The sequence below is a fragment of the Dolichospermum sp. UHCC 0259 genome (assembly GCF_009711935.1).
Taxonomy (GTDB): domain Bacteria; phylum Cyanobacteriota; class Cyanobacteriia; order Cyanobacteriales; family Nostocaceae; genus Dolichospermum.
Genome location: NZ_VIKX01000095.1, coordinates 21,455 through 43,726 on the forward strand (window position 1 = coordinate 21,455; position 22,272 = coordinate 43,726).

Here is a 22,272-nt window from a genome sequence, read left to right on the forward strand (position 1 = left end):
ATTTACATCCTTTCTAATACCTTAATTCCTAACAAAGATAATCCCAGTTTCAGAGTTTTTGCAGTCAAATCACATAACATTAACCGCGAAGTTCTCGCAGGTTCTTCAGATTTAAGAACAGGACAATTTTCATAAAATTTGTTAAACTTATCGCTGAGTTGATACAAATAATCACACAAACGATTGGGTAATAAATCCTGTTCGACTTCCTTAATTACCTCATCAAGTTGCAGAAGATGTTTAGCTAAAGTTAATTCTGCATCTTCTTTTAGCAAGATTTGGCGATTTATTCCCAAGTTAGTAAAATCAATATTTCCTTGACGACTAATACCTTGAATCCTTACATAAGCATAGAGAAGATAAGGGGCTGTATTGCCTTTGAGAGATAACATTTTGTCATAACTAAAGACATAACTACTGGTACGATTTTGGCTTAAATCAGCATATTTAACCGCACTAATCCCCACAACTTCCGCCACATTTTGCATAAATTCTTCCGTTTCTGTGCGTCCATCTTCCTGTAATCTATTTTCTATGTCTGCACGAGCGCGGTTAATAGCTTCATCTAATAAATCCCTTAACCGCACAGTATCCCCAGAACGAGTTTTGAATTTTTTGCCATCTTCACCTAACACTAACCCAAAAGGAACATGAACTAATTCCACATCATCAGGAATCCAATTTGCTTTTCTTGCGACTTGGAAAAATTGGGTAAAGTGGTTAGATTGTCCTTCGTCTGTTACATAAACAATTCGCTTGGCTTTATCTTCTTGAATCCGATAACCTAAAGCTGCTAAATCTGTGGTTGCGTAGTTATAACCACCGTCAGTTTTTTGGACAATTAAAGGTAAAGGATTACCTTCTCTATTAGTAAAACCATCCAAGAAAACACATTTTGCCCCTTGACTTGATTCTAATAATCCTGTTGCTGCTAAAGCTTCGACAACTTTTGGTAATAAGGGATTATAAAAAGATTCACCTCTTTCTATTAATTCGATATTCAGTAAATCATAAATGATTTGAAATTCTTGTCGAGATTGTTCACATAACAATTTCCACGCATGAAGTGTATCTTCCGCACCAGCTTGTAATCTCACAACTTCTTGACGGGAAGTTTCTTGAAAAACCGCATCTTCATCAAATCGCTGTTTAGCTTTGCGATAAAAATTAACTAAATCTCCAATATCTAAAGCATTTGCAGTAGTGAGTGCTTCTGGATAAACTTCCCGCAAATAGGTAATTAACATCCCAAATTGCGTACCCCAATCACCAACATGATTTAACCGCAAGACATCATGACCACAAAATTTCAAAATCCGGGAAATAGAATCGCCAATAATAGTAGAACGTAAATGTCCAACGTGCATTTCCTTAGCAATATTCGGACTAGAAAAATCAACAATTTGCTTTTGGGGATTTGTTGCTGTGGGTATTCCCAATCTAGAATCTACCTGAATCGCGTTAAGTTGTGCTTCTAAATAAGATGTTTGCAATTTAAGGTTAATAAAACCAGGCCCAGCGATTTCTGGAGGTTCACAAATATCAGATACATCTAATTTACTAACAATTTCCCCAGCTATAATTCTCGGTTGCTTTCCTAACTTTTTACTCAGAGATAAAGCCACATTAGCTTGATAGTCACCAAATTTAGGATTACTTGCAGCCACCAAAATTGGATCTGTATTGGTATAATCTGTACCAAAAGCAGCCACTAAAGCCTGTGTTAATTTGAGTTTTAATTGTTCTTGTGTAGCGTTCATTATGTAAATTGTATCTGTGTCAAAAGTGCCGTAATACTTGATTTTAACTTAAAAATATAGCTATACCAAATTAAGATCAAGCTGCACAGAATCATCAAATCCTTAAATTCATCCGTCTTGATCTGCGTTTATCCGCGTTTATCTGCGTTTAATTTTCATTAATAATTTATGGCTGTTGAGTATTTATGTCCTCTCCCGTTGTGCTTGTAGTTTCAACATGATTTCTGCGTGCATTTCGCGGGTAATGGGATAGAAATAGACTAAAACCAACCCGGCAATTAAACAAACGGTTGGTATAGGTCCAACAGCAATCCGAATCGCTAACAGTGCTGATTCCGGTTGTATGGGTAAAGAACTTTGTCCAGCAACGGCTTCTTTAAAACCATAAGCTTGTAAAGTATTCCCGACCAAAAATAGCCCGAAAGCTAAACCAAATTTTTGCAATAAAACCATGAAACCATAAAAAATACCTTCCCGTCGTTGTCCAGTTTGCAATTCATCTAATTCAATTACATCAGGTATCATTGACCAAGGAATTAGATATGCTGTAGAAACTCCTATACCTGCCATTACAGCCATAACATACATTAAACCAACTTGATTTGGCTGTAAGAAAAATAATCCAGCAGCGGCAATAATCCAGGAAGTCATTCCTAAGAAATAAACCAGTTTTTTGCCAATCTTTTTACTTAAATTACTCCAAATAAATAGCATAAATAAAGCCGTTCCCTGAACTGCAATCATGACTGTGGGGACATCTCCTTCTGGAAGTTTCATACAGTTAACAACAAAATAGGGAATAATGCTGGCTGTGATTTGTACACCTAACCAAGAAAAAAGATAGATAGCAATAACAAAGAGAAAAGGTTTATTACTAAAGACGATTTTTAGCTGTTCAAAAAAGGGAATTTCGGCTTCTTGTGGTAATTGAATCCGTTTTGCTTCAAAAGCCAAAATGCGATCGCGCACCCCATAAACGCACCAATACAAGGATAAAACCGAAATTACGGTACACACAGCCGCTAAAACTAAATATTGTTGTTGGCGATCGCTAATTTGTGAGAAAATAATTTTTGATAAAATCAACGATAAAATACTGCCACCAATGGAAAACGTAAACCGAAAACTATTTAAACTAGTCCGCTCATCATAATCTTGAGTTAACTCAGGAGTCATGGCTGTATAAGGCAAATTCACAACAGTGTAAAATACCTGAGATACAATTCCAATAACTACATAATACCAAAATAAATACCAAACATTAATACTTTTGTCGGCAGTAAACTGGGGAACAATCCATTGCAAGAAAAAGAAAAAACCAAAAGGAATTGCCCCATATAACAGCCAAGGTAAACGACGACCCCAGCGCGGGGATTGGGTTTTATCAGTCAACATTCCCACCATAGGATCATTGACACCATCCCAAATTTTGCCAATCATCAAAATACTACCTGCCAATCCCGCCGGAATTCCTGCTACATTGGTAAAGAAAACCAGCAGATAAAATACAGCAATATTTGCAGTAATAGCCGGGCCTAAATCTCCAGCCCCATAAGCTAATTTAGTTTTAAAATCTAATTTTTCATTGGACAGAGATTGGTGAAAATCGTTATTATGAGAATTATCTTTAACCATAAATGACACCCTTATGAATTGACAATTGACAATAGATAATTAACAATTATTAACACACTTATTTTACTCTTATGTCAGACCTTTACATTTCTTGGTCAGATTATCACCACAAAATTGAACAACTGGCGGTAAAGATTTATCAATCGGGTTGGGAATTTAACCAAATCGTCTGTTTAGCTAGAGGGGGACTACGAGTAGGAGATATTCTTTCTCGCATATACAATCAACCATTAGCAATTTTATCTACATCATCTTACAACGGCGCGGGTAAACATGAAAGAAGTAATTTAATTATTTCTCGGCAATTAACCATGACTAGCGAACATTTAGGTTCACGGATTCTGCTAGTAGATGATTTAGTAGACTCTGGTATTACTATTCAACAAACAGTTCCTTGGCTACAGAAACATGATGATTTTTCCATTCAAGAAATTCGCACTGCTGTAATTTGGTATAAAGCTTGTTCAATTGTTGTTCCTGATTACTACGCTGATTATCTGGGTGATAATCCCTGGATTCATCAACCTTTTGAATATTACGAATCTATTAGTCCTTCCGAACTGGCAAAAAAGCATAATTTAGGAATAATAGAACAACTAAAATAACCATAACCAAATAGGAAGAGTAAACAACAAAACTATCATCCCTATAGCTAAAGCAGTAACAGCCAAATCTCTATCTAAATCAAAGGTTTCTGCTATTACCAATGTAGCCAAAGCTGGAGGCATACCCATTTGTAAAACTATCACCTGTGCTGCATTACCTGTCACCCCAAACAGCGATAGCATACTGCCTAAAATCATTGGAACTAATAGCATTTTAATGAACACACTACTCCCCGCTTGTGGTAATTTGCGCCAAGATTTTAGTTGGGAAAGTCTCATGCCAATTAACATCAAAGATAAAGCAACTGCACCCCAAGCCAATTTTTCTAAACAAAATACCACTGGGGAGGGAAGCGTAAATTGATGCAATAATAAGCCAAATCCAAAACTCCATAAAGCCGGATTAATCAAAATTACCTTTGCTATTTGGATCTGATTTTGGATATTATTGCCAAACTTAGCAGCAAGAACCACACCCAAACCATAAGCCCCAAACAGCGAACCCAACATATCGTAAAATAAAGCCCAGGCAAAATATTCTTTACCAACCATTGCTAAAGTAATGGGAAAACCCAGATTACCTGTGTTTCCTACCATTGCTGCTAGAATCAAACTACCTTGAGTCGTAGCGGGGGGAACTGAATGAGTAAAATAGGCTTGGGCTTTGATTCTTAACCAAGCTAATAATGCCCCCAGAAAGATTGCCAGATGAGCTATTATCGGTGCAATCCAAATCTGTCCTGATAAATCTGTTTGTATTAAAAAACCAATAATACTGATGGGTACTCCCACCCAATAGAGAAACTGACCTACGTAAGTTGAAGTATTGTTAGGTAATTTACATCCCAGTATAAATCCCACTAGGATTAATCCCACTAATTTGATATATAGTTCTAAAAGATTTATCAAAATTACACCATAATTCAAAATTAAGAATTAAAAAAATTCTTTTCTTTATTAACTAACTATTAAACACAAACAGGAGCAAAAACTTGAGTAAAACTGGGTTTCCTAAAAAACCGCACAATTCCTATCCTCTTTCTGGTGATGATATCCCAGTAGCTTTACGCGATACAAACGATACGGGCAGTAAAATCAAGGTACAACCTGTGGTTTTAATTATAGGTGGATTAACAGGATTTTTACTGCTGGCTGTGACCAGTGGTTTTTTGTTCTCGTTGACGACACCTAAGCCAACTGCTAATTCTGTAGCTACACCGGTTAGTTCTACACCTGTAGCCACCAATACTCCAGTTAGTAATAATGATAATGATACAGTGTTGGGACATTTTCCCTACTCAGAAGCACCAGCATCAGAATTATCCCCAATTACGGCTGACGGCAGAATCAAAATGCGAAAAGCTGCTGCTGTCAAGTTTCAAGCAATGGTACAAGCAGCGAGAAGTGCAGGTGTAAATTTAGTGCCAATTTCTGGTTTTCGTTCCATACAAGAGCAAAAGCAGTTATTTTTTAGTATTGGCGCACAGCGTAATCAAACTCCAGCAGAACGAGCAGCCCTCAGCGCACCGCCAAATCATAGTGAACATCATACAGGTTATGCGGTAGATATTGGCGATCGCACAGTCCCAGCAACTAATCTCCAAGCTAATTTTGATAATACCAAAGCTTATCAGTGGTTACAAGCTAATGCGGCTAAGTTTAGTTTTGAACTTTCCTTTCCTAAAAATAATCTTCAAGGTGTCAGTTATGAACCTTGGCATTGGCGTTTTGTAGGTGATACTGATAGTTTAGAAACATTTTATAAAGCCAAAAATATCAAACCTGTGCAAACACCATAATGATAGTCAGAGAATATCAAATATCTGACACTGAAGCAATTATGAAATTGTTTTATGATACAGTTCATCACATAAATATTCATGATTATACTCAAGAACAGGTAAATGCTTGGACTGGCGAAAATATGAATTATGAATTTTGGCATCAAAGGTTACAATCCAAACAGCCTTTTATTGCGGAAAATCATGGTGAAATAGTTGGGTTTGCAGAATTAGAAGCAAATGGACATATTGATTGTTTTTACTGTCATAGCCAATATCAAAGGCAGGGTATAGGTTCAAAACTCTTGACTCATATAGAAAATACGGCAAAATCCAGAGAAATTCATCGGCTATATGCAGAAGTGAGTATTACCGCAAAACCATTTTTTCAACATTGGGAATTTACTATAGTCAGGGAACAAGAAGTGGAACGGCGAGGAATAAAATTTAAAAATTATGTAATGGAAAAATATCTATAGGAATCCGGTTTGATTCCTGATAGCGTTCACGTAGTGTGCCGTATCCCTGCGGGAGCCGGAGGCATCAGGCACAGCGTGGCGTTAGCCATATTTTTCTGCTTAGGAAGGCAAAAGGTAAGAGGATTCGAGAATATGAAGGTGTACCGAGTTTTGTATGGCTACGCCACGCAAGCTTGAAGAACTCCCCACCGTTACCTGTTGAAAGCTATCGCAATTTCTGGATTTCTTCTAGGGATAGTCCTGTCAGTTGGGCGATTAAATCTATGGCAATGCCAGAATGAAGCATATTTAAGGCTATTCGAGTTTTTTCTTCGGCTTCACCTTCAGCTTTGCCTTTGGCTTCACCTTTAGCTATGCCTTTGGCTTCACCTTCTTGGAGGATTTCTTGATAAATTACTGATTCTCTCATAATTTCACTCCTTAATAATCTTTGAATGATTTCCTTTTTTAATGCTAACCCAGATATAATTGCTGTTGCAGCAGAAACATTACTTTGTATTCTTCTATCTTCAATATTATCAATCTGTTTTGCTACTTCTGTTAAGGTTTGGATACGGTTATCTGTTTGAGTCAACACTGCCAGTGGTAATAGTCCTGGATATTGTTGAAATATTTCTGTGGGTTGTTCCCATAATCTAATTGCATTAAACTCATGAGTTAGTTTGCCGGCTTCAAAGCTGGTTTGAAATACTAAGGGTGAGTCACTGCGGGTTAGATAAATTACGAATTGTTGAATTTCTTTTTGGGGAAATTTCCGGTGTAAGCGCAGGCGATAGTCTGCCATGCGAAAGGGTATCTCTTCAACTGGTTCGGTTTGAAATTCTATGTGGAGTATGATTGCTGATGATTGTAGAAAGATGACGGAATCGGCACGAATTGGTTCTAATGATAGTTCTGATGGTTTGAGTTGGGTGAGGGGGATAGGTTTACCTAGTAGCCAGGTGGCGAAGTCTGTGGGGAATGTTTCGGCTAGGAATTTGCAGGTGTTGTCGTACATTTTGTTGGCTATGCAGGCATATTGACTAATAATTTGCTGTTGTTTGCAGTTTACATTAATTTGGTTGTTATTGATTGGGGCTGTGTTTGATGAGGTTTTAGTTCTGAATGTTGGGTAACATAAACTACTATTCGTATTCTAATATTAATTAGATAACAATATCCTGTTTGACATTAATCAACAAAATCGGTGCAGTTTCCCCACACCGATTTACATAATTTAACTCTATTTTTCCGTGCCATATTCCTTACGCTAAGGCAGAAGCTTGGGGTTTGGCAAAAATCATCCTGCCGGCGGAGGTTTGTAAGGCACTGGTAACTACTACTCGTAATTCACCACCGACATAACCTCTACCTTCTTCAACTACTACCATTGTGCCATCATCTAAATAGCCAATTCCTTGAGTCGGTTCTTTTCCTTCTTTGAGAATTTTCAAATCCAGATTATCACCCGGTAAATAAGTCGGACGAACGGCATTTACTAAATCGTGAACATTCAAAACTGGGACTTTTTGTACACTGGCGACTTTAGATAAATTGTAATCATTGGTCAGTAATGTGCCATTGATTTCTTGAGCAAAACGGACTAATTTAGCATCAACAGTAGGAGTGTCTTCATAGTCTACAGGGTTAATTAAAATCCGTTCTGGATAAGTTTCCCGAATGCGGTTGAGAATTTCTAGTCCTCTTCTTCCTCTTACCCGTTTTTGGTCTTTACTAGCATCAGCTACTTGTTGTAATTCTTGTAAAACAAATTGGGGGACAAGAATTAACCCTTCCAGAAATCCCGTTTCTAGTAATGTTTCAATGCGGCCATCTATAATACAGCTAGTGTCTAAAACCTTAGTATTAGCAGGTTTAAGAGTTCCTTCTACTACCATGCTTTCGACAGTATTGGGGTTAATCAATCTTAACAAACCCCGTCCGTGAGTATCTGCTAAGTTCATCCCTGTGACAGAGAGGATAATACTGCCCACAACAGCGACAAGAGGTTTGATAAAACCAAAATCTGGGGGAATGGGTAGTAAAAATAGCGGCGCTAACATGAGATTGGCGAGTAATAGCCCAATTACTAAGCCAATGGCACGGGTTAAAATAACTTCTAGAGGCATTTCCCGAACTTGCGACTCTAGACGACGGTATGTAGTCTGGAAACTCAGCCCGACTGCACCACCAATAATGGCAGCAAAGACGGCTAGAATTAAGCGTAAGGCATCTAAATTGCTAACTCCATTTAGAGTACCTGGGGGGAGTAGATCAGTGCTGAAATAACCTATCCCCGCCGCTGCCAAGATAAATGAGAGAATAATAATGACATCCAGCATGGTTTTGTTGTGTTCCTACAACGATATTTATTCGATAGAGTAAAGTATGCTTGTTTGAGTCCTTTTTCTTGATGGAATTATCTTAGCTGCTCAGGCAGACAGAATATGCCAACATTATAACCAAAGGGTTTTTACTGCATATTATTTTTATTTTTAGGGAAAAAGGATAAAAAATTGTAAATAAACTCCTCATTTTCATTATTTTTAACAGTCAGATTAAATTAACTTCACTATTTTTCAGAATGAGTCAACAAGATATTGGTTGGGGGATTCCCAGTGCGGCTTATGTGCATATTCCCTTTTGTCGGCGACGGTGTTTTTATTGCGACTTTCCGGTATTTGTAATCGGTAATAATTCACGGGGAGAAAATTCTGGGACAATTGGCGAATATGTTGAAGTTTTATGTCAAGAAATCAGAATTGCACCAATTTATGGTCAACCTTTAGAAACAATTTTTTTTGGCGGTGGGACTCCTTCTCTATTATCTACAGCACAGTTGCAATCTATATTGACAACCTTAGAACAGCGATTTGGCATAGCTTCTGGGGTAGAAATCTCTATGGAAATTGACCCAGGGACCTTTGATTTCGCACATATTGCTGGTTATCGCAGCTTAGGAGTAAATCGCGTGAGTTTGGGTGTCCAAGCTTTCCAAGAAGAATTGTTAAAAACCGCTGGGCGATCGCATTCCCTTGTAGATATATTTACAGCTATAGAGTTAATTCACAAGGTCGAGATTCCCGAATTTAGCTTAGACTTGATTTCTGGCTTACCGCATCAGTCCTTAGCACAATGGCAAGATTCCTTAACCCAAGCAGTAGCAGCCACCCCAACTCACATTTCCATCTATGACCTAACCATTGAACCCGGAACAGCCTTCAATCGTTATTACAAACCGGGAGATCATCCCTTACCCACAGATGAAACCACAGTCAAAATGTATCAACTGGGGCAAAAAACCTTAACAGATGCAGGTTACGAACATTACGAAATTTCTAACTATGCCCAACCAGAACATCAATGCAGGCATAATCGAGTTTATTGGCAAAATCGTCCTTATTATGGCTTTGGCATGGGTGCAGCCAGCTATATTCAAGGTAAACGCTTCACCCGTCCCCGCAAAACCCAGGAATATTATCAATGGTTAAAAAACGGTGCTGTGATTGATTGTGAAATCACACCACAGGCAGATGTTTTATTAGAAACTCTCATGTTAGGGTTACGGTTAGCCGAAGGAATCAGTTTAAATTCCCTGGCAACAAAATTTGGCAATCATCAAGTTGAGAAAATTCAAAGCTGTTTGCAACCATACTTTGCCCAAGGTTGGGTGAAGATTGTTGAAGATAGGTTGTGTTTTAGCGATCCCAATGGTTTTATATTTTCTAATGTGATGTTAGCGAAGTTATTTGAAAAGTTGGGAGAATGAATTTTGTTATGCCTACGGCACGCTGTGCGAACGCGCAAAGGCGCAAAGAAGCAAAGGCGCAAAGTTATTATTGCATCAAATCATCATTTGCAGATTCACCGGGATAAAAGTTTAAGTTAATTATATCTTCCCATAAATATAGGCATTGGGGAGGGAAAGTTGATAACGGTAAATTGGTTTCTGCTGATGCTAAATCCCTAGCATTTTCATAAGCCTCCTGAAGTGCTACTTCTAGAGAAGACTGCAAACTAGGATTTTCACTCAGTAATTTTATAATATCCCGGCGTTGAATCCGAATAGTTGCTAACCAACTGCGACTACGTTTTGATGATTGATATTCCCATTTTAATAAATGTCCAATTAGAATACTCAGACGATTTCTTAATTCTTGGCGTTCCTTTCTCCCCAAAGATTCAACTTCCTCAATTAAATTAGCTAAATCAACTTGATTCCATTGTTGATAACGTAATAAATTGGCCTGTTGTTGAGTCCAGGCGTAAAAATCAGTTTCATAAAGGTGATTATTCAGGTTTACAGTGGATTCTTTCACTTGTGGTGACTGCATAATTAAAACCTAGTAACCTTGAATTAATTATAATCGAACTTGCTTCTTTAATGGCTGCAACTGAGTCAGAACTATTTCCATTTACAGTAGGGACCTTTTTCAACAGTACCGTCGGGCATAGTGGTATTCCAAATCAAATTGAAATGTCCATTGATGAGCATACCGATAGCCCCTTGGAAGTTAGCGTCAATCAAAACAGCATATTCAAAATAGCCTATGGTAGCACCGATGAAAACAGCACTACTCGCATTCACTTGGCTCAAATTAGCTCCAGTCAAATCAGCTTCATTCAAAGTAGCATTACTCAGGTTGGCGGAAAACAAATTAGCATCTCTCAAAATCGTTTTTACCAAACCAGCATTGCCCAAATAAGCCCCAAATAAATCGGCTCCAGTCAAATCAGCCCCACTCAGATCGACCTTTTCAAGATTAGCTCCCCGTAGGTTAATACCCCGTAAATCAGCACCTTCGAGTCCAGTAATCTGACTATCAACTCCGTCTATTTCACCCATTTCACCGACAATTCGCAAAATTTCCACACCAGCAAAATTACGTTCCCCAGCATTGTAAAGAGTCAACAACTCACCAGTAGTAATTTTCCAAACCATCATCTTACCTTCAATTTATTTTTTATTATGAGAATTTCGATGGTAGAAATGAATTATTTAGGACTTACGCATTGACAGAATAACAAAACAGTGTATTGATAAATATGAGTCGTCTAGTAAGTGGTAATTCAGTCCCAATTAATTATAAAATATATGATAAAAAGGAGGGAAAAACAAAAAACGATTATTTTAGAGAAATGCTGAGTGAAACAATAAGCTGGGGAGTCAAACCCAGAATGGTAACAGGAGATAGTTGGTAGCTCCGCTATCGCCCATCATTTAAGCCATCAAGAATTTTAAAAAATGATTTATCATAAAAAAATAGCTTTTCAAGTGAAACCTAATGAGTCAAGTCCTCACCCTAGAACTTAGCGATGCCGACTATGCTGAACTCAGACATCGCGCTGAATTAGCAGGTACAACCATCACTGAATGGGCGATCGCCTCCCTAAAAGAACATAAACATCCCATCAAACCAAAACTACGCAATGAAATAGAAAAAGCATCTGCCCGCCAACGATTTCGCCGTCATGCTGGAATAATATCTCTTGGATATGCAACAGGTGCAGATAATTGACCTCTTAGTAATAACCCAAGTTCATTCTAACTCCTTTTTTCCTTTGCTCCTTTGCTCCTTTGTTCCTTAGCGCCTTTGCGCGAAACAAAAACCTAAAAAGTCACCACACTCCGAATAGACTCACCCCTGTGCATCAAATCAAAAGCATCATTAATCCTTTCAATCGGCATTACATGAGTAATTAAATCATCAATATTAATCTTCCCATCCATATACCAATCTACTATTTTCGGCACATCTGTCCGCCCTCTAGCACCACCAAAAGCCGAACCTTTCCAAACCCTGCCAGTTACTAATTGAAAGGGACGAGTGCTGATTTCTTTACCCGCAGCAGCAACACCAATAATCACACTCACACCCCAACCTTTATGACAACATTCCAAAGCTTGACGCATGATGTTGACATTACCAATACATTCAAAAGAATAGTCAGCGCCACCGTTTGTTAAATCTACTAAATAAGGAACTAAATCACCTGCAACTTCATTAGGATTCACAAAATGTGTCATTCCAAATTTTTCAGCTAATTCGCGTTTATTGGGATTAATATCTACCCCAATAATCTTATTTGCGCCTACCATTCGCGCCCCTTGAATCACATTTAAGCCAATGCCACCCAACCCAAAAACTACTACATTTGCGCCCGGTTCTACTTTAGCTGTGTAGATAACCGCACCAATACCTGTTGTGACACCACAACCGATATAACAAACTTTATCAAAAGGGGCATCTTCTCGAATTTTGGCAACGGCGATTTCTGGTAATACCGTATAATTAGCGAAGGTGGATGTACCCATATAATGGTGAATCATGTCGCCACCGATACTAAAACGGCTAGTACCATCGGGCATTAAACCTCGTCCTTGTGTACCACGAATTGCTTGACAAAGATTAGTTTTGAAGCTTAAACAATAATCACATTGCCGACATTCAGGCGTGTATAAAGGAATTACATGATCTCCTGGTTTAAGACTTTTGACATCAGCCCCGACTTCGACAACTATACCAGCGCCTTCATGTCCTAAAATCGCCGGAAACAAACCTTCAGGATCATCACCAGAAAGAGTAAAAGCGTCAGTATGACAAACCCCACTGGCTTTAATCTCAATTAATACTTCCCCTGCTTGTGGTCCTTGTAATTGTACGGTTTCAATTGTGAGGGGTTTACCTGGGGTGTATGCTACTGCTGCTTTGACTTCCACATGATTCTCCTTTGGGAATTTACGTAATTTTATCTTACGCAGACCGCATCGCGAAGAATTTTCTATAATTACTTGTCAAATCATTCACAGTATAGTACATTAGTACCTATCACATGAGAAACCCCCCACCTTCACAAGTGGGGCTTTATTAACTACCAGATTTTGTTAAAATCGCATTCACTGGTTTAAATTAGTTAAAGGCAGTGGCTGTTTTGGCAACTATAATAAATTTTGTCTTAGCTGCAACCACCTTTTAATTTATCCACTTTTGCGATTAATTCAGTCTGTAACAAACATGATAAAACCTGCCCTTACGAAAATTGGCGCTCAAATGTCCAACTTAACTGGCGTAAGAGCGATTATGAAAGATATTAACGAAACCCTCAGAGCTAGTAAGGGACAGGAATTATATAATTTGAGTGCTGGCAATCCATTGATTTTACCAGAGGTAGAACAGTTATGGCGCGATTGTACGGCAGATTTATTAGCTAGTTCTGAATATGGTGAAGTTGTTTGTCGTTATGGTTCAAGTCAAGGTTATTCACCATTAATTGAGGCAATTGTCAAGGACTTTAACCAGCGTTATGGGTTAAGTTTAACTGAGCGGAACATTTTAATTACTGCGGGTAGTCAAACTATCTATTTTTACGCTGCTAATGCTTTTGGTGGCTATACTAGCGATGGCAGTTTGAAAGAAATTGTCCTGCCATTAAGTCCAGATTATACTGGTTATGGTGGTGTGTGTTTATTTCCAGAAGCTTTGGTTGCTTACAAGCCTACTCTAGATATTGATGCCGCCGCACATAGATTTAAATATCGTCCTGATTTTAACCAACTTTCGATTACAGAAAATACTGGTTGTGTGATTTTTTCCCGTCCTTGTAATCCGACAGGTAATGTTTTAACTAATGATGAGGTGAATAAGATCACTGCTTTAGCTGCACCTTATGATGTACCTGTGTTTATTGACTCGGCTTATGCACCTCCTTTCCCGGCGTTGAATTTTACGGAAATGACTCCGATATTTGGGGAAAATATCTTGCATTGTATGAGTTTATCAAAGGCGGGATTACCTGGGGAACGGATTGGGGTAGCGATTGGGGATGAAAACCTGATTCAAGTTTTGGAATGTTTCCAAACTAATGTGGGGATTCATTCTTCTCGATATGGTCAAGCGATCGCTGCCCGCGCGATAGAATCAGGGACATTAGCCCATATTGCGGAAAATGTGATTCGTCCTTTCTACCAGAAAAAGTTTGATGTGTTGGAAAGTACCTTGGAAGCAGCAATGCCGAAAAATTTACCTTGGTTTTTACATCGTGGTGAAGGAGCGATTTTTGGCTGGTTGTGGTTGCAAGATTTACCAATGACTGATTGGGAATTTTACCAGGAATTAAAGAAGGTGGGTGTGATTGTTGTTCCTGGTAGTAGTTTCTTCCCTGGTTTAAAAGAAGAGTGGGAACACAAACATCAATGTCTGAGAATTAGTTTAACTGGTAGTGATGAGGAAATTACTATTGGTATGCAGCGTTTAGCGAAGGTTGCTGAACAAGTTTATCAAGTTGCGGCTGTAAGTGTGTAAGAGAAATGAACCACGAAGGCATGAAGAAGAAGCAGGGGCGCAGGGGAGCAGGGGAGCAGGGGGGAAAAGGTCAAAAATCCCCAATCCCCAGTCCCCAATCCCCAATCCCCAATCCCCAGTCCCCAGTCCCCAATCTTGATGATTGGTTGGAAATTGGGAAAATTGTCTCAGCACAAGGTTTAACTGGAGAGTTGCGGGTTTATCCTAATACTGACTTTCCTGAACGCTTTGAAGAACCGGGAAAACGCTGGTTATTACGTCCAGGGGAAACTGAACTTGAATCTGTGGAATTATTAAATGGGCGATATATTGAGAATAAGAATCTCTATGTGATTAAATTGAAGGGAGTGAGCGATCGCCATCAAGCTGAAAATATGCGTGATTGTCGGTTTTTTGTGCCGGTGAGCGATCGCCCAGAATTGGCAGAAGGTGAATTTCATGTGTTAGATTTGTTAGGGTTGCAAGTCTTTATGCAATCTTCTGGGGAATTTGTGGGAACGGTGGTGGATATATTACCTTCAGGTCATGATTTATTAGAAGTTAAATTTGACCCTGATTTTGTCACTAACCATGAAGAATTTAAACCTGAGAAAGTCCAAAAAACAGTTTTAATTCCTTTTGTCATGGAAATTGTTCCTGTTGTTGATTTAGCAACCCGTCGAGTTGAAATTACTCCTCCCCCCGGTTTATTGTCAATTAATGATTAGAAATTTATCTACTTTCAAAAAACACAGGAAAAGTAGGTTGGGGTAAAATTGAAAATTGATATCCCCAAATTCTTGAAGAAATTGGGGATTTGGATATTAACTATGAATTATCATCAGATTCATCAGGATTAATACCTAATTGACGTAACCTTTCTGCTAGTTTTTCGGCTTTTCTTTTAGCTTCAGTTGCTTCTTGTTCAGCAAGAATAGCCCTTTCTGTCGCAGTAATAGCTTCTTCACTCGGTTCAGGAATTAATTCTCCTGCGAGAGTAAACCACCTTAACCACAATTTAGAAATACCTCGAAATGAACCTTGCCATAATCCTAAACTTAACTCTAATTCAGGCATTAGTAAAAGCCCTGTAGTCAAATTCATTGGTTCATAATGACCACCAACTAAATGAAATGCGCGAAGTTCATTGGTATAGCGACTAAAAACAATATAGTAGGGAATTCGCAAAATACTTTCATAAACTTCCCATTTTGTAGGAGGTTTACCTTGAGCAGTTTTTGTGTTTCCTAAATCTTCATCCTCTGTACCAGGAGATAATAATTCTACTACAACAAAAGGATTTGCTGGTTCTTGCCAAGTAACATAACTTAAACGCAAATCTTGACCATGATATAATTTTGATCCACCAACGACACCAAACCAATCTGGACGTTTATACCATAAAGGATGCTGAAGATCATAATAAAGATTCATATCAGCAGCACTAAAAATGAGTTCTGGACTCCAGTTAAGAGGTTGAAAAGTCAGATATAAAAGTAAAGGTTGTAAAAAATGAAATTCGTCTGGCAAACCTTTTTCCTCTGGATTTTCACTAGGTAAATCATACATTGTCGGCAGATTTTCCCAAGGGGGAAGGGGAGGATCTGATTGAGAAATCAACGGAGGGGAGAAAGTCATATAGCAGGAGTCAGGAGTCAGGAGTCAGGAGTCAGGAGTCAGAAGAAGGAAGAAGGAAGAAGGAGTTAAGAGTCTCTTGCCATAAGGCTTTTACTGTAAATTCTGTATCTCATTCAAGCGCATACCGCTATAAATAAATTAAATAAATTAACTAAATTTTGCTTTTCTCAATCTTAGTTTAACAAATATTATGGTCTACCAACGACCAAATCCCCGACTTCTTTGAGAAATGGGGGATATATGTGGATAATTATCTTCTAAATTTCCGTTCTAAAAAAGCAATAATTTGTGACCATGAGGAAGTAGCAGCAACAGGATCATAACGATAACCGTCATCTCTCATAAAAGTATGTTCGGCTTCATAAGCGAAAAATTGATGATGGATTTTAGCATCTTCCAAAGCATTAATTATCGTATGTCTATCATGTTCAGAAATATGTGGATCTTCAGTTCCAAATATTAACAACATTTCTGCTTTAATTTCTGCAAATCTATGAATAGTATCTGCTACTCCTTTACCTAATTTCCCGATAGGAATACCTGTAGGATAACAAGCAACACAAGCTTCAATTTCACTTTCAAAAGCAGCACGCATAGCTAAATGTCCACCAATACAAAAACCTAAAGTGCCGATTTGATCAGCAATAACTGAACCTTCATTTTTTAGAAAATCAATTACCGCACGAGTATCAGCATCATATTCCGAAATTAATGTCCGTCTTGCATCATCATTCCCGCGCATTCTCCCAAGATCATTAGGTTCAATAACAGAACCTATCGGTTCAATGCGGTGAAAAATTTCCGGCGCTGCGACAACATAACCAAATCCAGCCAAATAATTAATTAACCGAATTATGGCATCACCTAATTGATAAATATCACTGTAAAAAACAATTCCTGGATATTTACCTGCTGGTTTGGGAGATGCCACATAAACCCGCATTAAACTATCATTAACTTTTAACTCAATATTGCGTTTGAGGATTTGCATTTCTCATATTTTAGTAATGTGGTAATTTGTAATTCTGCGGATTTAATAATCATCAGTAAATTTTGATTGAATAATATATTCAGGCAAAAGGAATTGCAAGAGTTAGATCCCCGACTTCTCTAAGAAGTCGGGGATCTTATTGTTTATAAATTATGGATTTGGGAACGTGGCAAATTAGAACATACCCATGCCGCCCATGCCGCCCATACCACCCATACCGCCCATACCACCCATACCGCCCATACCGCCCATGCCGCCCATGCCAGCATCAGGAGCAGCGGATGGTTTTTCAGGTTTTTCGGCAATAATGGCTTCGGTGGTTAGAACCATACCGGCAATAGAAGAGGCATTTTGTAAAGCGGAACGAACCACTTTAGCAGGATCAATAATACCGGCAGCAATTAGGTCTTCAAATACCCCTGTAGCTGCGTTATAACCGATATTCAAATCAGTTTCCCGGACTCTGGCAACAATAACAGAACCTTCTGCTCCAGCGTTCTCCGCGATTTGCCGGAGGGGTGCTTCTAAAGCTTTTTTAAGAATATCTGCGCCAATTCTTTCTTCAGGAGTGAGGCTGTTTTTAATTGCTTCTATCTTGGTAGATAGATAAATTAGGGTTGCACCACCACCAGGAACAATACCTTCTTCTACTGCGGCTTTGGTTGCGTTGAGTGCGTCTTCAATCCGCAAGGTTCTGTCCTTGAGTTCGGTTTCTGTGGCTGCACCAACTTTAATTACGGCAATCCCACCGGCTAACTTAGCGATGCGTTCTTGCAGTTTTTCGGTATCATAGTCGGAATCAGTTGCGGCTAACTGTTTACGAATTTGCTCAATCCGAATTTGGATTTCTGGTTTAGCAGCATTACCAGCCACAATGGTGGTATTTTCCTTGTCAATGTTGATTTTTTCCGCAGTTCCTAACATTTCCAAAGTGGCGGTATCTAAGCTTAAGCCAATGTCTTCAGAAATCATTTGTCCATCTGTGAGAATGGCAATATCTTCTAACATAGCTTTGCGACGTTCGCCAAAACCAGGAGCTTTAATCGCTGCGATCGCCAATACACCACGAGCTTTATTTACAACCAATGTTGCTAAAGCATCACCGTCTACATCTTCGGCAATAATCAATAAAGGTTGACCGGAACGGGCAACTTTTTCCAAGATGGGAACTAAATCTTGAATGCTGCTGATTTTTTTATCAGTAATCAGGATGCGAGCATTTTCAAACTCTACTGTCATCCGTTCGTTGTTGGTGATGAAGTAGGGAGAAATATAACCTCTATCAACCTGCATTCCTTCCACCACTTCCAGTTCAGTGGTGAAGGATTTAGATTCTTCAACGGTAATTACACCATCTTTGGTCACTTTCTCCATCGCCAGCGCGATCATTTGTCCAACTTCCGCATCATTACCAGCGGAAACTGTAGCAACTTGAGAAATGGCACTTCCTTCTACGGGTTTAGCGATATTAGCAATTTCCTTGACCAGCGCCTCAACGGTTTTATCAATACCTCGTTTTAAACTGATGGGATTTGTCCCAGCAGCTACATTCTTTAACCCTTCCTTAATCAAGGCTTGTGCTAGAACTGTGGCAGTGGTAGTTCCATCACCAGCTATATCCTTGGTTTTTGATGCCACTTCTTGAATTAGTCTAGCGCCAGTATTTTCTAGAGGATCTTCTAATTCAATTTCTTTAGCAACAGTGATACCATCGTTAACAATTTGGGGAATACCAAATTTTTTCTCTAATAGGACGTTACGACCTCTTGGACCTAAAGTAATTTTCACTGCATCTGCTAGGGCGTTAATACCCCTTTCTAAAGCACGCCGTGATTCTTCATTAAATGCAATAATCTTAGTCATGTTTTATTTCTCTATTGCTTCCATTAGACAATTTAGCACTCACTGACCAAGAGTGCTAATCCCTTTCTCCAATTTAGATTAACAATCAAAATCCCAAAATTGATTAATATTAACAGTTGATACTTATGTTTGACCATAAAACTAATGACTATATTGGGAGCAAATGAACTTAACCAACTCCCTTAAATCCCTTGGCATTGCTGACCCTAGCGGCTCCGGCTGGTTAGCTGTATTATTTACGTTTCTATTAGCTTTAATTGTTACGTGGCGTTTAATTCCCACAATTCGCAAATTTGCTTTAGAGGTAGGTTGGGCAGATCAACCCAACGCTCGAAGATTGAATCAAGAACCTTTACCTAATGCGGGAGGTTTGGCAATCTACGCGGGTGTAATTGCGGCTTTGGTCTTAGCTAGTCTCTTACGGCCGATTGAACTGCAAGGGGTTTTAGCTCAGGTTTTAACGATTCTCCTCGGTGGTTCAATTTTAGTTCTCGTCGGCTTTATTGATGACCAATTTGGCTTACCCCCGTCCGTGCGGTTATGGGCGCAGGTAACAACAGCACTTTTGTTGGTTGGTAATGGGATTAGCATCCAAGTTGCCTTTGGTACACCCATTGATTCCCTCTTATCTATGGCGTTAACGGTGCTGTGGGTGGTGGGAATCACTAATGCTGTTAACCTCATGGATGGGATGGATGGTTTGGCTGGTGGCATCAGCTTTATCACTGCCATCAGTTTGTTAGGAGTTTCTGCCCAGTTTGATAATCGCGCTGCTGCTACGTTGGTTTTAGCGGCGTTGGGAGGGGCGGCACTGGGCTTTTTACGCCATAATTTTCACCCCTCACACATCATTATGGGTGATGCTGGAGCATACTTTTTTGGCTATGTGTTAGCAGCAACCAGCATTTTAGGTAAACTCCAGCAAAATACAATCTATGCCCTAATCCCGACAGTTTTATTTCTGCTGTTGCCAGTTCTTGATACTACTCAAGTGTTTGTCCGCCGCCTGATGGCTGGAAAAAACCCTCTGAGTACACCAGGTAAAGACCACATCCATCATCGCTTGTTAGCCTGGGGACTATCTCAACGCAATGCAGCTTTTACTTTATGGTCAATTACTTTGGGTTGTAATTTGCTGGCTATGAGAGTACAGGGGATGAGTTTCTCTGTGATGCTGGCTACTGCTGCGGGTATTATTTTGATGTTAGGGTTTACCTTGGGGCAAAGAATGATCCGTGAGTAGGGAGTTGGGGAAGTTGGGGGAGTTGGGGAAGTTGGGGGAGTTGGGGGAGTTGGGGGAGTTAGGGAGAAAAATATTCTTTTGCAACTAACAACTGACCACTGACAAACTACATTACCATACCGCCATCAACGTTAAATACTTGTCCTGTGATATAAGCTGCGGCGGGATCTGATGCTAAAAAGCGCACCATGCCGGCAATTTCTTCTGGTTTACCAAAACGCCCCAGGGGGATATATTGGAGGATGCCATCGGCTTTGATATCGCTGGTCATGTCGGTGGTAATAAAACCAGGAGCAACTGCATTGACGGTAATGCCACGAGAAGAGAGTTCTTTCGCTACTGTTTTGGTAAAGCCAATTACTCCGGCTTTGGCTGCGCTGTAGTTGGCTTGTCCTGGGTTGCCCATTTGTCCCGCGACGGAAGCGATGTTAATAATCCGCCCAGAACGTTGTTTGAGCATAATTTTACTAACTGCTTTTGTACATAAAAATACACCAGTTAAGTTAAGGTCTATGACTGCTTGCCATTCTTCTAATTTCATTCTTAATAGGAGGGTGTCACGGGTAATCCCTGCATTGTTGACTAAGATATCCACGCGCTGGAATTTTTCTAAGGTGGTTTTAATGAGTGTATCTACTTGATTTTCTTGAGAAACATCTGCTTGGAGAGAAATGGCTTCTCCTCCGGCTGCGGTAATTTCTGCGACTACTTCATCTGCTGCGGTGCTGGAACTAGCGTAGTTAACTACTACTTTTGCGCCTTGGGATGCTAGTTGGATAGCGATCGCTCTACCAATTCCCCGTGATGCACCTGTGACAATTGCAACCTGATCTTTTAACAAACTCATCTGATTTTCCTCAATTTTGTGAAGATACCGCGCTAATTATCTTAGAATAATTTGGTGAAAACATAACTTTATGAGTTACATATTGACAAAGTTCTCCAAGTATGTATTGTAAATTTTATCTCATGTATGGTGCATTAGAGCCGAAAAAATCTACTTAGCGATGCACCTGTGACAATTGCAATCTGATCTTTCAACAAACTCATCTGATTTTTCTAAATTTTGTGGAGATACCGCGCTAATTAGCTAAAGAACTTAATTGGACAGATTGCAACAATTAAGCTGCTATATCTTGTGAATACAAATATTGCTGAAATCCTATAAATACTTCACTGATATTAGCAACACTACCTAATTCTTTAATGGCATCATGAATAGTATGATATTTCAACTCTAATAGTTGGGGTAACTTAGAGCGATCCAGTTCTTCTACTCCATCTTTGATATATTGATCTAAGACAAAATCGAGAAATTCTTGTTGTTTACCTACATATTTAGAGAAAATTAACGATTTATGAGCTAAAACCCTTTCCCGACGGCTAATAGGCACATAAGCATAAGCAATATAAGCTAATACATCATATAAATCACTTTTTTCAGCATTAATTAGACGACTAATTTCTGTTAATTGTTCTACATCATAACCTTTTTCTGATAACCCTTCTAATAGGGCTTTTCTAGTATCTGGACGACTCCAAATAGTTCTTAATTCAGTTTCATTTTTAAACAGTTCGGGAATTTCACCAAAGAGCTTTTCTATAAATTCTGCGGCGGTAATTGGTTTACCATCTACACTCCAAAAGCTGGTAGATATTTGATGTTGAATAGTTCTTTCCTTACCATCTCCTAATTGAACTTTAATTATTTTAGGCGTTGTATCTTCTGTTTTTTCGCTTCTTTCTTCTGGGCTATTATTATCTGTAGTTGGTGATAACTCCCGTGCTTTTCTGTTGGTAATTTTTACAGGTTCTTGGGGTTCACCATCCCATTCAGGATCGTTAAAATGTTCGTAGGCTTTGACAAAATCATAAATAGTAAAATAGTCTTTCCCATCATATAACCGAGTCCCACGACCAATGATTTGTTTAAATTCAATCATGGAATTGATGGGACGCATTAAGAGGGTGTTTGAAAAGTCGGTGAGTGAGTAAAAAAGCTCTCCCAGTGTAAGC

At 39.0% G+C, this 22,272-nt stretch carries 21 protein-coding genes and 1 pseudogene; 9 read left to right on the forward strand and 13 right to left on the reverse strand.

What is annotated here, in order from left to right:
• Window positions 1-2: 2 nt before the first annotated feature.
• Both argS and FJR05_RS07210 read right to left on the reverse strand, forming a co-directional pair.
• Window positions 3-1,760, reverse strand: coding sequence for an arginine--tRNA ligase (gene argS, locus FJR05_RS07205; protein ID WP_168643491.1), 1,758 nt, complete (start codon window positions 1,758-1,760; stop codon window positions 3-5).
• A gap of 183 nt (window positions 1,761-1,943) precedes the next feature.
• Window positions 1,944-3,395, reverse strand: a complete 1,452-nt coding sequence (locus FJR05_RS07210) for an MFS transporter (protein ID WP_168643492.1) — start codon at window positions 3,393-3,395, stop codon at window positions 1,944-1,946.
• A 71-nt stretch (window positions 3,396-3,466) separates the two neighbouring features.
• Between FJR05_RS07210 and FJR05_RS07215 the strand changes: the two genes are divergently transcribed.
• Window positions 3,467-4,000 (forward strand): phosphoribosyltransferase, encoded by a 534-nt coding sequence (locus FJR05_RS07215; protein WP_168643493.1) that lies wholly within the window; start codon window positions 3,467-3,469, stop codon window positions 3,998-4,000.
• Here the strand turns inward: FJR05_RS07215 and FJR05_RS07220 are convergent.
• Window positions 3,992-4,909, reverse strand: coding sequence for an AEC family transporter (locus FJR05_RS07220; RefSeq protein WP_168643509.1), 918 nt, complete (start codon window positions 4,907-4,909; stop codon window positions 3,992-3,994). The genes FJR05_RS07215 and FJR05_RS07220 overlap by 9 nt on opposite strands.
• Before the next feature lie 83 nt (window positions 4,910-4,992).
• Here FJR05_RS07220 and FJR05_RS07225 point away from each other — a divergent pair, with 83 nt between their 5' ends.
• Together FJR05_RS07225 and FJR05_RS07230 are read left to right on the forward strand one after the other, a co-directional pair.
• On the forward strand, window positions 4,993-5,799 hold the full coding sequence (locus FJR05_RS07225) for a D-alanyl-D-alanine carboxypeptidase family protein (protein WP_168643494.1): 807 nt from the start codon (window positions 4,993-4,995) through the stop codon (window positions 5,797-5,799).
• Complete coding sequence (locus FJR05_RS07230) at window positions 5,799-6,260, forward strand: GNAT family N-acetyltransferase (RefSeq protein WP_168643495.1); 462 nt, start codon at window positions 5,799-5,801, stop codon at window positions 6,258-6,260. Before FJR05_RS07225 ends, FJR05_RS07230 begins: the two co-directional genes overlap by 1 nt.
• A gap of 205 nt (window positions 6,261-6,465) precedes the next feature.
• Here FJR05_RS07230 and FJR05_RS07235 read toward each other — a convergent pair whose 3' ends face one another.
• Both FJR05_RS07235 and FJR05_RS07240 read right to left on the reverse strand, forming a co-directional pair.
• Window positions 6,466-7,257, reverse strand: coding sequence for an Rpn family recombination-promoting nuclease/putative transposase (locus FJR05_RS07235; RefSeq protein ID WP_168643496.1), 792 nt, complete (start codon window positions 7,255-7,257; stop codon window positions 6,466-6,468).
• A 247-nt stretch (window positions 7,258-7,504) separates the two neighbouring features.
• Window positions 7,505-8,581 carry a PIN/TRAM domain-containing protein gene (locus FJR05_RS07240; protein WP_168643497.1) on the reverse strand — a complete coding sequence of 359 codons (1,077 nt, stop codon included), beginning with the start codon at window positions 8,579-8,581 and terminating at the stop codon, window positions 7,505-7,507.
• A 242-nt stretch (window positions 8,582-8,823) separates the two neighbouring features.
• Here FJR05_RS07240 and hemW point away from each other — a divergent pair, with 242 nt between their 5' ends.
• A complete protein-coding gene (gene hemW, locus FJR05_RS07245; protein WP_168643498.1) occupies window positions 8,824-10,008 on the forward strand; it encodes a radical SAM family heme chaperone HemW in 1,185 nt (394 codons plus the stop codon).
• A 67-nt stretch (window positions 10,009-10,075) separates the two neighbouring features.
• Here the strand turns inward: hemW and FJR05_RS07250 are convergent, their stop codons facing one another.
• The gene (locus FJR05_RS07250) at window positions 10,076-10,573 is read right to left on the reverse strand and encodes a DUF29 domain-containing protein (RefSeq protein ID WP_168643499.1); all 498 of its coding nucleotides are present in this window, start codon (window positions 10,571-10,573) and stop codon (window positions 10,076-10,078) included.
• A gap of 71 nt (window positions 10,574-10,644) precedes the next feature.
• Complete coding sequence (locus tag FJR05_RS07255) at window positions 10,645-11,184, reverse strand: pentapeptide repeat-containing protein (RefSeq protein WP_168643500.1); 540 nt, start codon at window positions 11,182-11,184, stop codon at window positions 10,645-10,647.
• Between the two features lie 113 nt (window positions 11,185-11,297).
• On the opposite strand from FJR05_RS07255, the pseudogene FJR05_RS07260 reads away from it, so the two are divergent.
• Window positions 11,298-11,438 (forward strand): annotated as a pseudogene (locus tag FJR05_RS07260) (IS701 family transposase); the annotation flags it as partial.
• Between the two features lie 86 nt (window positions 11,439-11,524).
• Window positions 11,525-11,758 carry a hypothetical protein gene (locus FJR05_RS07265; protein ID WP_168643501.1) on the forward strand — a complete coding sequence of 78 codons (234 nt, stop codon included), beginning with the start codon at window positions 11,525-11,527 and terminating at the stop codon, window positions 11,756-11,758.
• A gap of 92 nt (window positions 11,759-11,850) precedes the next feature.
• Here FJR05_RS07265 and FJR05_RS07270 read toward each other — a convergent pair whose 3' ends face one another.
• Window positions 11,851-12,960, reverse strand: a complete 1,110-nt coding sequence (locus FJR05_RS07270; RefSeq protein WP_168643502.1) for an S-(hydroxymethyl)glutathione dehydrogenase/class III alcohol dehydrogenase — start codon at window positions 12,958-12,960, stop codon at window positions 11,851-11,853.
• 298 nt (window positions 12,961-13,258) lie between these two features.
• Here FJR05_RS07270 and FJR05_RS07275 point away from each other — a divergent pair, with 298 nt between their 5' ends.
• Both FJR05_RS07275 and rimM read left to right on the forward strand, forming a co-directional pair.
• Entirely contained in the window at window positions 13,259-14,542 is a 1,284-nt protein-coding gene (locus FJR05_RS07275; RefSeq protein WP_168643510.1) for a valine--pyruvate transaminase, read from the forward strand.
• A 5-nt stretch (window positions 14,543-14,547) separates the two neighbouring features.
• Window positions 14,548-15,249 carry a ribosome maturation factor RimM gene (gene rimM, locus FJR05_RS07280; RefSeq protein ID WP_168643503.1) on the forward strand — a complete coding sequence of 234 codons (702 nt, stop codon included), beginning with the start codon at window positions 14,548-14,550 and terminating at the stop codon, window positions 15,247-15,249.
• A 100-nt stretch (window positions 15,250-15,349) separates the two neighbouring features.
• Here rimM and FJR05_RS07285 read toward each other — a convergent pair whose 3' ends face one another.
• The 3 genes from FJR05_RS07285 to groL form a co-directional block, all read right to left on the reverse strand.
• Window positions 15,350-16,159: a Uma2 family endonuclease gene (locus FJR05_RS07285; protein ID WP_168643504.1), complete on the reverse strand. Its 810-nt coding sequence runs from the start codon at window positions 16,157-16,159 to the stop codon at window positions 15,350-15,352.
• A 250-nt stretch (window positions 16,160-16,409) separates the two neighbouring features.
• The gene (locus FJR05_RS07290) at window positions 16,410-17,150 is read right to left on the reverse strand and encodes a dienelactone hydrolase family protein (RefSeq protein ID WP_168643505.1); all 741 of its coding nucleotides are present in this window, start codon (window positions 17,148-17,150) and stop codon (window positions 16,410-16,412) included.
• Between the two features lie 174 nt (window positions 17,151-17,324).
• The gene (gene groL, locus FJR05_RS07295; protein WP_168643506.1) at window positions 17,325-19,013 is read right to left on the reverse strand and encodes a chaperonin GroEL; all 1,689 of its coding nucleotides are present in this window, start codon (window positions 19,011-19,013) and stop codon (window positions 17,325-17,327) included.
• Between the two features lie 163 nt (window positions 19,014-19,176).
• On the opposite strand from groL, the gene FJR05_RS07300 reads away from it, so the two are divergent.
• The gene (locus tag FJR05_RS07300; RefSeq protein WP_168643507.1) at window positions 19,177-20,256 is read left to right on the forward strand and encodes an MraY family glycosyltransferase; all 1,080 of its coding nucleotides are present in this window, start codon (window positions 19,177-19,179) and stop codon (window positions 20,254-20,256) included.
• A 106-nt stretch (window positions 20,257-20,362) separates the two neighbouring features.
• Here FJR05_RS07300 and fabG read toward each other — a convergent pair whose 3' ends face one another.
• Window positions 20,363-21,103 (reverse strand): 3-oxoacyl-[acyl-carrier-protein] reductase, encoded by a 741-nt coding sequence (fabG, locus tag FJR05_RS07305; protein WP_168643508.1) that lies wholly within the window; start codon window positions 21,101-21,103, stop codon window positions 20,363-20,365.
• Window positions 21,104-21,377: 274 nt separating this feature from the next.
• On the reverse strand, window positions 21,378-22,272 hold an 895-nt coding region (locus FJR05_RS07310), incomplete at its 5' end, for a type I restriction-modification enzyme R subunit C-terminal domain-containing protein (RefSeq protein ID WP_305791108.1).

Coding starts and splice junctions, on each gene's coding strand:
- argS (WP_168643491.1), bottom strand. CDS start 1,760: ATGAACGCTACACAAGAACAATTAAAACTCAAATTAACACAGGCTTTA.
- FJR05_RS07210 (WP_168643492.1), bottom strand. CDS start 3,395: ATGGTTAAAGATAATTCTCATAATAACGATTTTCACCAATCTCTGTCC.
- FJR05_RS07215 (WP_168643493.1), top strand. CDS start 3,467: ATGTCAGACCTTTACATTTCTTGGTCAGATTATCACCACAAAATTGAA.
- FJR05_RS07230 (WP_168643495.1), top strand. CDS start 5,799: ATGATAGTCAGAGAATATCAAATATCTGACACTGAAGCAATTATGAAA.
- FJR05_RS07235 (WP_168643496.1), bottom strand. CDS start 7,257: ATGTACGACAACACCTGCAAATTCCTAGCCGAAACATTCCCCACAGAC.
- FJR05_RS07240 (WP_168643497.1), bottom strand. CDS start 8,581: ATGCTGGATGTCATTATTATTCTCTCATTTATCTTGGCAGCGGCGGGG.
- hemW (WP_168643498.1), top strand. CDS start 8,824: ATGAGTCAACAAGATATTGGTTGGGGGATTCCCAGTGCGGCTTATGTG.
- FJR05_RS07250 (WP_168643499.1), bottom strand. CDS start 10,573: ATGCAGTCACCACAAGTGAAAGAATCCACTGTAAACCTGAATAATCAC.
- FJR05_RS07255 (WP_168643500.1), bottom strand. CDS start 11,184: ATGATGGTTTGGAAAATTACTACTGGTGAGTTGTTGACTCTTTACAAT.
- FJR05_RS07265 (WP_168643501.1), top strand. CDS start 11,525: ATGAGTCAAGTCCTCACCCTAGAACTTAGCGATGCCGACTATGCTGAA.
- rimM (WP_168643503.1), top strand. CDS start 14,548: ATGAACCACGAAGGCATGAAGAAGAAGCAGGGGCGCAGGGGAGCAGGG.
- FJR05_RS07285 (WP_168643504.1), bottom strand. CDS start 16,159: ATGACTTTCTCCCCTCCGTTGATTTCTCAATCAGATCCTCCCCTTCCC.
- FJR05_RS07290 (WP_168643505.1), bottom strand. CDS start 17,150: ATGCAAATCCTCAAACGCAATATTGAGTTAAAAGTTAATGATAGTTTA.
- groL (WP_168643506.1), bottom strand. CDS start 19,013: ATGACTAAGATTATTGCATTTAATGAAGAATCACGGCGTGCTTTAGAA.
- FJR05_RS07300 (WP_168643507.1), top strand. CDS start 19,177: ATGAACTTAACCAACTCCCTTAAATCCCTTGGCATTGCTGACCCTAGC.
- fabG (WP_168643508.1), bottom strand. CDS start 21,103: ATGAGTTTGTTAAAAGATCAGGTTGCAATTGTCACAGGTGCATCACGG.